The sequence below is a fragment of the Propionivibrio pelophilus DSM 12018 genome (assembly GCF_059569095.1).
In genome coordinates this window covers 13,675-26,232 of record NZ_JCANUT010000026.1, presented here as the reverse complement: position 1 = coordinate 26,232, position 12,558 = coordinate 13,675, and the positions used below count along the sequence as shown (strand labels likewise).

17 protein-coding genes are annotated in these 12,558 nt (G+C 63.6%); 9 read left to right on the top strand and 8 right to left on the bottom strand.

The window, feature by feature from the left end; translation table 11 throughout:
* Positions 1-14: 14 nt before the first annotated feature.
* Positions 15-1,073: a tRNA 2-selenouridine(34) synthase MnmH gene (gene mnmH, locus BO74_RS11860; protein WP_496442578.1), complete on the bottom strand. Its 1,059-nt coding sequence runs from the start codon at positions 1,071-1,073 to the stop codon at positions 15-17.
* A 46-nt stretch (positions 1,074-1,119) separates the two neighbouring features.
* Between mnmH and selD the strand changes: the two genes are divergently transcribed.
* On the top strand, positions 1,120-2,163 hold the full coding sequence (gene selD / locus BO74_RS11855) for a selenide, water dikinase SelD (RefSeq protein WP_496442577.1): 1,044 nt from the start codon (positions 1,120-1,122) through the stop codon (positions 2,161-2,163).
* An 8-nt stretch (positions 2,164-2,171) separates the two neighbouring features.
* Positions 2,172-2,522 (top strand): DsrE family protein, encoded by a 351-nt coding sequence (locus BO74_RS11850; protein WP_496442576.1) that lies wholly within the window; start codon positions 2,172-2,174, stop codon positions 2,520-2,522.
* 2 nt (positions 2,523-2,524) lie between these two features.
* Here BO74_RS11850 and BO74_RS11845 read toward each other — a convergent pair whose 3' ends face one another.
* The gene (locus tag BO74_RS11845) at positions 2,525-2,875 is read right to left on the bottom strand and encodes a hypothetical protein (protein WP_496442575.1); all 351 of its coding nucleotides are present in this window, start codon (positions 2,873-2,875) and stop codon (positions 2,525-2,527) included.
* Between the two features lie 160 nt (positions 2,876-3,035).
* On the opposite strand from BO74_RS11845, the gene BO74_RS11840 reads away from it, so the two are divergent.
* The 5 genes from BO74_RS11840 (at position 3,036) to BO74_RS11820 (ending at position 7,415) form a co-directional block, all read left to right on the top strand.
* Positions 3,036-3,167: a hypothetical protein gene (locus tag BO74_RS11840; RefSeq protein ID WP_496442574.1), complete on the top strand. Its 132-nt coding sequence runs from the start codon at positions 3,036-3,038 to the stop codon at positions 3,165-3,167.
* 235 nt (positions 3,168-3,402) lie between these two features.
* On the top strand, positions 3,403-4,530 hold the full coding sequence (gene metX / locus BO74_RS11835; RefSeq protein WP_496442573.1) for a homoserine O-succinyltransferase MetX: 1,128 nt from the start codon (positions 3,403-3,405) through the stop codon (positions 4,528-4,530).
* A complete protein-coding gene (gene metW, locus BO74_RS11830; protein WP_496442572.1) occupies positions 4,527-5,165 on the top strand; it encodes a methionine biosynthesis protein MetW in 639 nt (212 codons plus the stop codon). Before metX ends, metW begins: the two co-directional genes overlap by 4 nt.
* Positions 5,166-5,169: 4 nt before the next feature.
* Entirely contained in the window at positions 5,170-6,678 is a 1,509-nt protein-coding gene (locus tag BO74_RS11825; RefSeq protein ID WP_496442571.1) for an AmpG family muropeptide MFS transporter, read from the top strand.
* On the top strand, positions 6,678-7,415 hold the full coding sequence (locus BO74_RS11820; RefSeq protein ID WP_496442570.1) for a uracil-DNA glycosylase family protein: 738 nt from the start codon (positions 6,678-6,680) through the stop codon (positions 7,413-7,415). The genes BO74_RS11825 and BO74_RS11820 overlap by 1 nt, the downstream gene beginning before the upstream one ends.
* Position 7,416: 1 nt before the next feature.
* Here BO74_RS11820 and BO74_RS11815 read toward each other — a convergent pair whose 3' ends face one another.
* From BO74_RS11815 to BO74_RS11795, 5 genes are all read right to left on the bottom strand, one after another.
* Positions 7,417-7,758 (bottom strand): hypothetical protein, encoded by a 342-nt coding sequence (locus tag BO74_RS11815; protein WP_496442569.1) that lies wholly within the window; start codon positions 7,756-7,758, stop codon positions 7,417-7,419.
* A gap of 4 nt (positions 7,759-7,762) precedes the next feature.
* A complete protein-coding gene (locus BO74_RS11810; protein ID WP_496442568.1) occupies positions 7,763-8,083 on the bottom strand; it encodes a YqjK family protein in 321 nt (106 codons plus the stop codon).
* Positions 8,064-8,474, bottom strand: coding sequence for a phage holin family protein (locus BO74_RS11805; RefSeq protein ID WP_496442567.1), 411 nt, complete (start codon positions 8,472-8,474; stop codon positions 8,064-8,066). Before BO74_RS11805 ends, BO74_RS11810 begins: the two co-directional genes overlap by 20 nt.
* Positions 8,475-8,485: 11 nt before the next feature.
* Complete coding sequence (locus BO74_RS11800) at positions 8,486-8,806, bottom strand: ElaB/YgaM/YqjD family protein (protein ID WP_496442566.1); 321 nt, start codon at positions 8,804-8,806, stop codon at positions 8,486-8,488.
* A gap of 161 nt (positions 8,807-8,967) precedes the next feature.
* A complete protein-coding gene (locus BO74_RS11795; RefSeq protein ID WP_496442565.1) occupies positions 8,968-9,741 on the bottom strand; it encodes an exodeoxyribonuclease III in 774 nt (257 codons plus the stop codon).
* A gap of 55 nt (positions 9,742-9,796) precedes the next feature.
* On the opposite strand from BO74_RS11795, the gene pyrE reads away from it, so the two are divergent.
* A complete protein-coding gene (gene pyrE / locus BO74_RS11790) occupies positions 9,797-10,444 on the top strand; it encodes an orotate phosphoribosyltransferase (RefSeq protein WP_496442564.1) in 648 nt (215 codons plus the stop codon).
* A gap of 28 nt (positions 10,445-10,472) precedes the next feature.
* Positions 10,473-11,069 (top strand): hypothetical protein, encoded by a 597-nt coding sequence (locus tag BO74_RS11785; protein WP_496442563.1) that lies wholly within the window; start codon positions 10,473-10,475, stop codon positions 11,067-11,069.
* A 36-nt stretch (positions 11,070-11,105) separates the two neighbouring features.
* Here the strand turns inward: BO74_RS11785 and gatB are convergent, their stop codons facing one another.
* Positions 11,106-12,557 carry an Asp-tRNA(Asn)/Glu-tRNA(Gln) amidotransferase subunit GatB gene (gene gatB, locus BO74_RS11780; RefSeq protein WP_496442562.1) on the bottom strand — a complete coding sequence of 484 codons (1,452 nt, stop codon included), beginning with the start codon at positions 12,555-12,557 and terminating at the stop codon, positions 11,106-11,108.
* Position 12,558 lies beyond the last annotated feature (1 nt).

Here is a 12,558-nt window from a genome sequence, read left to right as displayed (position 1 = left end):
TTCACATCCTCCACTTACCTGACAACGTCGCCGAGATCGGCAAGCAAGCGACAGGCTTCCGCCGCCAGCGATTGAGCGACAGGGGAAAAAAGAAACGGCCGGGCCTGCGGCAGTTTCCTGAACAACCCCTGGCTACTGCGCCGATAGGCGGGATCATAGTGCCGCTCGATCAGCTCGCGAAACAGCTCCGGCTTGGCCCCGGCATCGACCAGATCGTGCCAGTGCGCAATCACCTGCTTGCCATGCAACTCGACGAGACACGACAACAGCGCCTTGAATCGATCGGGCTCGTCGAGCAAGGTGGCATAGTCATCGCAGAGAAAATCGACGCGGTCGTCGATGCTCGCTTCGACGCGAATGCAGTCGGAACCGGCCATCGCGAGCATCATCGACGCCGGCAACTGGACCTGACCGATCTTCTTGCTCTCCGCCTCGACGAAAACCGGGCGTGACGGATCAAGCTGTTCCAGTGCCTGCACCAGGCGGCTGTCGAAACCCTTCTGGCTCGGCTGCGCCTCGCCCGGCAGGGAACCGAGCAGCGAGCCGCGATGCCGGGCCAGGTCTTCCAGGTCGAGGATCTGCGCCCCCTGACCGCCCAGCGCGCGCAGCAGCCGGGTCTTGCCACTGCCGGTCATGCCGGCCAGCACGAGGAAACGGAATTGCCCAGGCAACACATTCAGGCGCTCCAGGACCTGATGCCGATAGACCTTGTACCCGCCCTGAAGCTGGCAGGCCTTCCAGCCGATCAGCCGAAACCAGGTGGTCATCGAACCCGAGCGCTTGCCGCCGCGCCAGCAATAGATCAACGGTTTCCAGTTGATCGGCTTCTCGGCAAAGAGGGTTTCGAGATGATGCGCGATGTTCTTCGCCACCAGTGCTGCACCGTACTTGGTCGCCTCGAACGGCGACACCTGCTTGTACATCGTGCCGACGACAACCCGCTCCTCGTCGCTCAGTACCGGCGCGTTGATCGCCCCGGGCAGGTGGTCCTCGGCAAATTCGGCGGGGGTCCGCACATCGATGATGCAGGAGAAGCGGTCAATATCGGCCAGGCTGGCAAGCTGGTTTTTCATGGAAGGACAAACGTCGGATAATTGCCGGATTGTAAACGAGGCCCCCATGGAAAACATTCGCCTGACCCACCTTTCCCACGGCGGCGGCTGTGGCTGCAAGATCGCCCCCGCCGTGCTCGCCGACATGCTCAAGGCGCTGCCGCAGACGCAGTGCTTCCCCGACCTTCTGGTCGGCACCGAAACCTCCGACGATGCGGCCGTCTATCGTCTCAACGACGAGCAGGCACTGGTCGCCACCACCGATTTCTTCATGCCGATCGTCGACGACCCGTTCGACTTCGGCTGCATCGCGGCGACCAACGCCATCTCCGACATCTACGCCATGGGCGGCAAGCCGATCCTCGCGCTGGCCATCGTCGGCATGCCGATCAACGTGCTGCCGATGGAGGCCATCCAGCAGATCATGGCCGGTGGCGCCAGCGTCTGCGCCCGCGCCGGCATCCCGCTCGCCGGCGGCCACTCGATCGACGCGCCGGAGCCGATCTACGGCCTCGTCGCGCTCGGGCTGGTGCATCCGGACAAGGTCAAGCGCAACAGCCACGCCCGCGACGGCGACGTGCTGATCCTCGGCAAGCCACTGGGCATCGGCATCCTCGGCAGCGCGATGAAGAAGGGCGTGCTCGACGAAGACGGTTACCGGCAGCTGATCGACACCACGACGCAGCTCAACACCATCGGTGCCGAACTCGCCGCCCTCGACGGCGTGCATGCACTGACCGACGTCACCGGCTTCGGCCTGCTCGGCCACCTGCTCGAACTGTGCCGCGGCGCGCAACTCGGCGCATTCGTCGAAGCCGGCAAGCTGCCGCTGCTGCCGGCCGCCGTCGGCTTCGCCCAGGAGGGCATCGGCCCCGGCGCCATCGCCCGCAACCTGGCCAGTTTCGGTGCCGACGTCGCTTTCGCCGACGAGGTCCCCGACTGGCTGCGCCGGATCATGGCTGACGCCCAGACCAGCGGCGGCCTGCTGGCCTCGGTCGCACCGGAATGCGCCGCCGACGTGCTGGCGCGCTTCCTCGCACAAGGCTTCGCCTCGGCCGCCGTGGTCGGGCGCATGCAAGCCGGCGCGCCGGTCATCACCGTCACCGCCTGAGGCTCGCCATGACCAACGATTTCGCCCACACTGCGCTCGTCTTCAACCAGTACGGCCTCGGCCACGCCGACGAAGCGCTGCGCCTCAAGCTGGCGACCAATTATCTGCGCACGCTGGCCGAACTCGACCAGCACCCGCAAGCGATCCTTTTCTACGCGGACGGGGTCAAGCTGGTCGTCGAAGGCTCTCCCTGCCTCGCCGAACTCGCGGCGCTGGCGAATGCGGGCATCCCGCTGATCGTCTGCCGCACCTGCCTCGATTACTACGGATTAATCGACACAGTTCGGGTCGGCGAGATCGGTAACATGCTGGGGATCGTCGAGGCGAAGGCGCGCGCGCAGAAGGTGATTACCCTTTAACCTCAGCGGCTCGAACGCCGCTCGGCGAAGTCGTCGAAATCACTTTTGTAGCTACCCTGTCCGCTTTTCGCGGCCGCGGGCTTCTGGATGTCCAGCGTACTGTGGATCATCGACAGGCGCAGGATCTCGCTCGCCACATCAAACGGAAAACCCTGGCGATTCGGGCGATCCGAGACCATCAGGCTGTCCAGATACGTATCTGCCGCCGGTTTACCCCACACCTCCACCAGCTTCGCGAGGATGCGTGGGAAGCGCCGTTCCAACGCCTCTGGATAGTCCTTGGCCCTCTCGCCAAGATGGGCAAGCATCTTCGCCCGAAGAGCCGGGATGTCATACTTCTCTTCTTCGCCCATCGCACACCTCCATCGACAAGAATGCCCCGGAACGGGCAAACGAATCCTCACTCAGTTGGTCAAGCCTAGTCAACAAACCAGCTAACCGGAAAGGTCAATTAAGCCGCGGCGTGACTTATTGCACTGTGTACCCTGACTAAGGTGGATAAGGTGCCGTTTTTTGGGGATCGCAACGATGCTGACCTTGCAGGACTTGATTGAAGACGACAATCTGCCGCTCCGGACGCTGCTGGCGATCCTGGCCCAGACCCTGGTCTTGCTGGCCATTGCCCCGCTCTCGCGGGCCAAGTAGCGCACGCGTGCCACACCTGCCGACGTTGGCGCCGCATAGCTGCGGTTTGCTTTGCCTTGGCTTGGCCTGAAGCGAAAGCGAATTGACAATTTCCGGAGGCGGCGGTACTTTCGCTTCCCACTAGCGCCGATTTGAACGATCAGCTTGCGGGCGCTCAACAAATACGGCTAAAGCGGAGACTGCCCAGTCCGCCCCTCACAGCCGACTGGGCTTTTGTTTTTTCGGCACGAACGTCATGTCACTCGAAAATTCCGTCGGCAACGTTGCCCCGCAACGCTTTTGCCGCAACGCGCCACTGGCGCTGAAAGGCGGCGGCCAGCTGCCGTCGTTCGAACTCGTCTATGAAACCTACGGCACGCTCAACGCCGCCCGCTCGAACGCGGTGCTGGTCTGCCACGCGCTGTCCGGCAGCCACCATGTCGCCGGCACCTACGCCGACAATCCGAAAAGCGTCGGCTGGTGGGACAACCTCGTCGGCCCGGGCAAACCGCTCGACACCAACAGGTTCTTCGTCATCGGCGTCAACAATCTCGGCGGCTGCTATGGCTCGACCGGACCGCTGTCGATCAACCCGGAGACGGGCAAGCGCTACGGTGCCGACTTCCCGCTGGTGACCGTCGAGGACTGGGTCGCGGCGCAAGCCTGCCTGGCCGACGATCTCGGCATCGACACCTGGGCAGCAGTCATCGGCGGCAGTCTCGGCGGCATGCAGGCGATCGAATGGTCGCTGGAATTCCCCGAGCGCATCCGCCACGCCATCGCCATCGCGTCGGCGCCGAAGCTGTCGGCGCAGAATATCGCCTTCAACGAAGTCGCCCGCCAGGCCATTCTGTCCGACCCCGATTTCCACGGCGGCCACTACGCCGAACACGGTGTCGTGCCGACGCGCGGCCTGCGCCTGGCGCGCATGATCGGGCACATCACCTATCTTTCCGATGACCAGATGGACGAGAAATTCGGCCGCGATCTGCGCAACGGCGAGCACAGTTTCAGCTACGGTGTCGACTTCGAGGTCGAATCCTATCTGCGCTATCAGGGCGACAAGTTTGCCGGCTTCTTCGACGCCAACACCTATCTGCTGACGACCAAGGCGCTCGACTACTTCGACCCCGCCTACGCCTACCGCGGCGACCTCGCCGCGGCGTTCGCCCGCGCCCGGGCCAGTTTCCTGGTCGCCAGCTTCACCACCGACTGGCGCTTCTCGCCACTGCGTTCCCGCGAGATCGTCTTCGCGCTGATGCACAACCGTCGCCGCGTTGCCTACGCGGAGATCGATTGCGATGCAGGCCACGATTCCTTCCTGCTCGACGATGCGCACTACCACGCGGTCCTGCGCGCCTATCTGGAGAACATCAAGGTATGACCCCCCTCAGACCGCGCGGAACCCCGATGACGCCGATGACCGCCACGGAACGCGAGCGCTTCGATTTTGCGGTGATCGCCCACTGGATTCCCGAGGGCGAACACGTCCTCGACCTCGGCTGCGGCGACGGCCGCCTGCTGCGCTACCTCAACGAGAGCAAGCAGATCACCGGCTACGGCGTCGAGATCGCCCATGAAAGTGTGCTCGGCTGCATCCGCAACGGCGTCGACGTAATCCAGATCGACATCGAAGGCGGGCTGTCCGGCTTCGAGGACCGTTCGTTCAGCCACGCGATCATCTCGCAGGCGCTACAGGCGATGCACAGCACCGAGCGCATCCTCAACGAGATGCTGCGCGTCGCCGACGAGGCCATCGTCAGCTTCCCCAACTTCGCTTACCGGGTGAATCGCGAAGCTATCGCCGCCGGCCACATGCCGGTCTCCGAAGACCTGCCCTACGAGTGGTACGACACGCCGAACGTGCGCTTCTTCACCATCGCCGACTTCGAGGCGCTGTGCGACAAGCTCGGCATCGTCATTCGCGAGCGCCTGGCCTTTGACGTCTTCGGCCAGCCGGTCACCGACGACCCGAATCTCAACGGCAGCCTGGCCTTCTACCGGCTCGGCCGGGCATAGGCGGATGTTCGCCTTGAGCCGGAGCCACCGCCTGGCGGCGGTGCTTCTTCTGGGCTTCGCCTCCGGGTTGCCGTTGGCGCTGACCGGCCAGGCGCTGCAAGCCTGGCTGGCGATCGATGGCGTCAATATCGCGACGATCGGGTTCTTCGGTCTCGTTGGCGTGCCCTACACCTTCAAGTTCCTCTGGGCGCCGCTGATGGACCGCTTCGAGCCGCCGTGGCTGGGCCGTCGGCGCGGCTGGGTCGTGCTGACCCAGAGTGGTCTGGCACTCGTCCTGTTCATCATGGCCAGCCTCTCGCCGAGCCGCCAGCCCATGCTTTTCGCCCAGTGGGCGGTGCTGCTGGCCTTTCTTTCCGCGTCGCAGGACGTTGTGGTCGACGCCTACCGCGCGGACGTGCTCAGCGACAAGGCCGAACACGGTCTCGGCGCCTCGCTGCACGTTTTCGGCTACCGCCTGGCGATGATCGTCTCTGGCGGCATCGCACTGATCTGGGCCGACCAGTGGCAGTCGTGGCCGCGGGTGTACGCCCTGATGGGGACGATCATGGGGGGCGCCGCCGCCCTTTCGCTGTTCCTGCTGCCATCCGTCCATAGCGAGTCGAAGCCGCTGGCCTCCAGCGCCAGCAGGGAAATCGCCGGCTTCCTGGCCATGCTCGGCGGCGTATTCGCCGGCTATTACCTGGCCCGTGGCGTCTTGCTCCTCCTCGGGCTCGACCCGGACGGCGGCAACCACTGGATCCAACTGCTCTTCGTCCTCGCCGAGATCGCCGCTGCGCTGCCGCTGGCCTGGTGGTTCGCCCGCCTGGTGCGCTTCGAGACGCTCAATGCCTCGCTGGCCAGTTACTTCGCTCAGCCCGGCGCGGCGCTGTTCCTGCTGCTGATCGTCCTCTACAAGCTCGGCGACGCCTTCGCCGGCAGCCTGACCACGGCCTTCCTGATCAAGGGGCTGGCCTTCTCGCAGGCCGAAGTCGGCATCGCCAACAAGATCATCGGCATCTGGCTGACGATTTTCGGCGCGATCGTCGGCGGTGCACTGATGCTGCGCCTGCGCCTTTACCGCGCCCTGTTGCTCTTCGGCATCCTGCAGCTGATCTCGAACTTCGGTTTCTACCTGATCGCGGTACTCGGCAAGGGCGCCTGGGGCAGCGTCGCGGTTCCACCGTTCGACTGGCTCGTCGTTTCGCTGCGCGAGGCCGCCTCGCTCGACTTCCTGTTGCTCACGGTGGTCGCCGCGGAAAACATCACCGGCGGCATGGGCACCGTCGCGCTGGTCGCCCTGCTGATGGCGCTGTGCAACAGCCGCTTCACCGCGACCCACTACGCCCTGCTCTCCGCGCTAGCCGCCGTCGGGCGCATCTACGTCAGCCCGGTCGCCGGCGTCTTGACCGAAAGCATCGGCTGGCAGGCGTTCTACCTTTTCTCGATTCTCGTCGCACTGCCCGGCGTCATCATGGTGTGGTGGATGAAGAATCCGCTCCGTTCACTCTCCGAAAACGCCAGAGGAACCCCGTGATGGTCAAGGCAAACCCGATCACCGCCCAGTTGATCGCTGCGGCAAAAAAACTGGCCTACGACGTCGACCGGTTGCGCTTCTCCACCGCGGTATCGCACATCTACAACCCCCTCGATTACGCCTGGGCACCGCATGAGCAATACCTGCAGCGCTTCGGAAACTCGCGGAAAAACGTCGTCTTCATCGGCATGAATCCCGGCCCCTTCGGCATGGTGCAGTGCGGCATCCCTTTCGGCGAGATCGCCGCTGCACGCGACTGGATGGGCATCGACGCGCCGGTCGACAAGCCCGCGCAGGAAAACCCGAAGCGGCCGGTCGAAGGTTTCGCCTGTACGCGGTCGGAAGTCAGCGGCCGCCGGCTGTGGGGGCTCTTTCAGCAGCGCTTCGGCACGGCTGAAGCCTTTTTTGCCGAAAACTTCGTAGCCAATTACTGTCCGCTGGCCTTCTTCGACGAGGGACGCAACGTCACGCCCGACAAACTGCCGGCCTCCGAGACGGAACCGCTCTACGCCACCTGCGACCGCCATCTCCGAGAGCTCGTCGGCGCATTGCAACCGGCGTGGGTCGTCGGCATCGGCGGATTCGCGGAAGCCCGCGCGGCCGTGGCGCTCGCGGGAATGGGCATCCGGATCGGCAAGGTACTGCACCCGAGTCCCGCCAGCCCCGCAGCCAACCGCGGCTGGGCCGAGGCCGCGACGAAACAGCTGCTTGCCCAGGGAATCTGGAAAGACGGATGACTTAGCGGTACTTGTCGATCGACATCGTACGCGTGCGGCGCCGGCGATCAAGCCACCAGGCATAAACGGGAAGCAGTAGCGCCGATCCGGGCAGCAGCAGGAACAGCAAGGCTGGCGAGACCCGAGACAGAATGCGTAATTGCATCAGCAACTCCGCTTTCTCCTGGCGGGTCCAGCTCCCGCCGTTGCGATGTTTCATGAGCAGCGGCATCAACCCGCGCATGCGCACCAGATCCGCCAGCAGATCATTCGCCTGTCGCTTCTGCGAGCCAAGCAGGCGCGCAACGAAGCCGTCGGCGGCTTTCTCCGCGTCCGTTTTCTCTCCGGCGTTCGGCGCGTTCACATCCTCACATGCGGACGCGACCGCCCCACTCGGCAACGCTCGCCTGAATCAGGCGCCAGCTTTGCCACAGGGAAAACGCCTTCCCGCCCCAGCGCAACAACGATTTTCCCTTGGCCCAGAACAGCACGGCAACGGCCGCCGACGCCATGACCGGATGGCGCCGAACACTGGCGGCAGCGGAGTGGACGGCAGCCACTGCCGTATCGACCTTGCCGAGCGCGTGACCTACCGGAACGAAATCGTGCCGCAGCACCTCGCGCTGGCTGGCGATCCGTTCGATCAGGCGCCCACGGCGGAGCAAGAGTTCATCGAGTTGGCGGTTCATGTCCGGCCATGGTTCTCAGTTGGTGCAGGTCTTCCTGTAATTCGGCGAGGCTCGCGGCAAAGGGTTTCTGCGGACGGCGCGCGGCCTGTCGGAGACCGGCCAGGCACGCCCCGCCGAGCGCAAGGAACAGCAGCGCAAAAACGCCGAGAACGGCCAGCCGCTGCTCCCAGAAGAGCGCCAATAGAAAGGCAACGACCAGAAGAATTCCGAGTCCGAAGCAGAAAAGCATCCCTTGCGCGGCCATCAGCAGCCGGACGGCACGGAGCTTTTCCTCCTCCAGTTCATTCGACAACAACTCCAGCCGCGTCCGGCCGGTCGCCAGCAGCGTTACCGCGATATTCCTCAGCGCGGAAAACAGCCCGCCTGCCTCCGCGCCTTGACTCTCTCTCATTCCCTGCCGATCTAGCGACGGCCGATGAGAATGCCGAGCAACAGCCCGACACCGGCGGCAATGCCCACGGCGCGCCACGGATTGTCATTGACGTAATCATCGGTGGCACGAGCCGCTGCCTTGGTTCGGTCGAGCAGCATTTCCTCCGCTTCGGCAAGGCGGATCTTGGCGTCGTGCAGGCGATCCAGGATGCGCTCGCGCAGTTCGCCGATCTTGTCGCCGGCGACGCCGGCCGTGGCACGCAGAATCTCCTCGGCATCCGATACGACGACCTTCATGTCGGAAACGAGTTTTTCTTTGCTGTTGCTGGGGAAATCGGACACTTCGGACATAGGACACCTCATCGCATATGTGGAAAAACCGGACCGCGCCATTCGGCGATCGCGCCCTTTCAGGTTATCCAAATTAGCTGCGCGAATCAATGTAAAACCGGCTTTGCAGGCAGAATCATTTGTCGTTCTGATGCAATTGCAACGGCAACCGCGTATCGATCTCAGATCGCGTAATCGATAGTCAGCGGCGCATGGTCGGAAAAACGCCGGTCCTTGAAAACCGTTGCTGCAATTGCCTTCTCCGCGAGCGAAGGCGTCGCCAACTGGTAATCGAGGCGCCAGCCCACGTTTTTCGCCCAAGCCTGTCCACGGTTCGACCACCACGTGTAGGCGGTTTCGGTCGCCTCCGGATGCAGTTCCCGGTACGCATCGACCCAGCCGGCGTCGAGCACCTGACCGATCCACGCGCGCTCCTCCGGCAGGAAACCCGAGTTCTTCCGGTTCGACCGCCAGTTCTTCAGGTCGATCTCCTGATGGGCAATGTTCCAGTCGGCGCAGATGACGATATCGCGTCCGGTCGCGCGCAGGTCGACGAGATGCGGGAAAAAGAGATCGAGAAAGCGAAACTTGGCCTCCTGGCGTTCCGGCGAACTCGATCCGGACGGAACGTAGAGCGAAATCACCGAGAGATTGCCGAAATCGGCGCGCAGATAGCGGCCTTCGGCGTCGAACTCGCGGTCGCCGACACCCTCGATGACGTCATCCGGTTCCTTCCGGCACCACAGGCCGACCCCGCTGTAGCCTTTCTTTTCCGCGCAGTGATAGAAGGCATGAAATCCTTCCGGCTCCCGCATCTCGCCCGACATGTCCGGGAGCTGCGCCTTCAGTTCCTGCAGACAGACGACATCCGCGGACTGTCCGGCCAGCCAGGGAGTGACGCCCTTGCTCCAGGCTGAGCGGATGCCGTTGAGATTTAGGGTAATGATGCGTACCATAGCCGCTCCGGGCCGCTCGCGGCCACAAAAATCATATAAACAAGGCAGTTCTTCAATGGATTTTCGTCAGGAATTCATCGAGTTCGCCCTCGCGCAGAACGTCCTGCGTTTCGGGGAATTCAAGACAAAGGCAGGGCGGCTTTCTCCGTACTTCTTCAACGCCGGCCTGTTCAACGACGGCGCGGCACTCGACCGCCTGTCGCAATTCTACGCCAAGGCCATCCAGGCCAGCGGCATCACCATCGACATGCTGTACGGCCCGGCCTACAAGGGCATTCCGCTGGTTTCCGTCACCGCGCTAGCGCTGGCGCGCGACGGCCGCAATCTGCCGTTCGCGTTCAACCGCAAGGAAGCCAAGGACCACGGCGAGGGCGGCAACATCATCGGCACACCGCTGGCCGGCCGCGTCCTGATCATCGACGACGTGATTTCCGCCGGCACCTCGGTGCGCGAATCGGTGGAGATCATCCGCGCAGCCGGCGCGAAGCCGGCCGGCGTCGTCATCGCACTCGACCGGATGGAGCGCGGAACAGGCGAACTGTCCGCCGTGCAGGAAGTGGAGCAGGACTATGGCATTCCGGTCGTCGCCGTGGCAACGCTGGACGACCTGATGGCCTTCTTGCGGCAACGCCCGGACTTCTCCGAATACGAAACCGCCGTCGCGCGTTATCGCCAGAACTATGGTGTGGCCAATAGCCGTTAAGCGTCTTTGCCTTTGTGCCGCCGTCGCCTTGGCGACCGCGGCGGAGGGCGCGCCGGCGACCGGTAGCGGCGGCAGTTTTTTTTGCTGCGTGGACGCCTCCGGCAAGCAGGTTTGCGGCGATACACTTCCGCGTGCCTGTTACGGCCGCGCCTACCGGGAACTGGGGCAGACAGGACAGACGGTGCGGGAAGTCGAGGCGCCGCTGACAGCCGAACAGCGTGCGCAAAGAGCGGTAGAAGAAGCGCAGCGCAAGGAAGAGGAAGCGCGCCTGAAGGAACAGCAGCGCCAGGATCAGGCATTGCTCAATACCTACGCCAACGTCGCAGACATCGAGACCATGCGCAAACGCGCGCTGGACGAGATCGGCAAGTCGATCAAGGCGGCAGAAACCCGCATCGCCGAAATCCGCGTCCGGCGCAAGAAGTTCGAGGACGAAGCGGAGTTCTACAAGAAAAAGACGCTTCCACCGGAAGTCAAGAAAGGGTTGCTCGACACGGAATTCGAGATCCGGGCCCAGCAATCGATCATCGAGGCCAAGCACAAGGAAACTGGCGCCATTCAGGCCAAGTACGACGAGGATCGTGCCCGCTTCCTCGATCTGCAGCGGCGCCGGGGCGTCCGCTAGCCCGCCCGGCGGCGTGCGCCGCGATTCAACGCAAACTCAGCCCAGCTTCTTGCGCAGCAGTTCGTTGACCTGCTGCGGATTGGCCTTGCCCTTGGTCGCCTTCATCGCCTGACCGACCAGCGCGTTGAACGCCTTTTCCTTGCCCGCCTTGAACTCGGCAACCATCGCCGCATTGGCGGCCAGCACGCCATCGATCAATGCCTCGATGGCCCCGGTATCGGTAATCTGCTTGAGTCCCTGCTTCTCGATGACCTCGTCGGCTGATTGGCCTTCGCCGCTCCACAGCGCCTCGAACACCTTCTTGGCGATGTTGTTGGAGATGGTGTTGTCGGCGATGCGCGCCACCAGGCCGCCCAGTTGTGCCGCCGAAACCGGCGAATCGGCGAGTTCCTTGCCGTCCTTGTTCAGACGCGCTGCCAGGTCGACCATGACCCAGTTGGCGCACGGCTTGGCTGCGGCCTTGCCGGCAACAGCCACGGTCGCCTCGTAGAAATCGGCCACCTCGAGCGAGGCTGTCAGCATCGTCGCATCGTAGGCGGACAGTCCGTAATCGGCGATGAAACGCTGCTTCTTCGCCGTCGGCAGTTCCGGCATCGCGGCGCGGGTGCGCTCGATCCAATCGCGATCGATGAGCAGCGGCAACAGGTCGGGGTCGGGAAAATAGCGGTAGTCGTGCGCATCTTCCTTCGAGCGCATGGCGCGCGTTTCCCCGGTGTCGGGATCGAACAGCACGGTGGCCTGTTCGACGCGGCCGCCGTCCTCGATGTGCGCGATCTGCCACTGCACTTCATAGTCGATGGCCTGCTGCATGAAGCGGAAGGAGTTGAGGTTCTTGATCTCGCGCCGCGTGCCGAATTCCTGTTGCCCGACCGGCCGCACCGAGACGTTGGCGTCGCAACGGAACGAGCCTTCCTGCATGTTGCCGTCGCAGATGCCGATCCAGCGCACCAGCGCGTGCAATGCCTTGGCATAAGCCACCGCCTCGGCCGACGAACGCATGTCCGGCTCGGTGACGATTTCGAGCAACGGCGTGCCGGCACGGTTGAGGTCAATCCCGGTCTTGCCTTGGAAATCCTCGTGCAGCGATTTGCCGGCATCTTCCTCTAGATGGGCGCGCGTCAGGTTGATGATCTTTTCGGTTGCCGCATCGCCCTGTCCGAGCGGGATCGCCACCTTGCCGCCGACCACGACGGGCAGTTCGTACTGACTGATCTGGTAGCCCTTGGGAAGATCGGGGTAGAAGTAATTCTTGCGCGCGAAGACAGACTTCGGTGCCACTTTGCCATCAACGGCCAGGCCGAAACGGATCGCGCACTCGACGGCGCCCTTGTTGAGCACTGGCAGCACGCCGGGCAGCGCCAGATCGACGGCGTTGGCCTGCACGTTCGGCTCGGCACCGAAGGCGGTCGAACTGCCCGAGAAAATCTTGGATTGCGTCGAGAGCTGCACATGCGTCTCGATGCCGATCACCACTTCCCACTGTTTCATC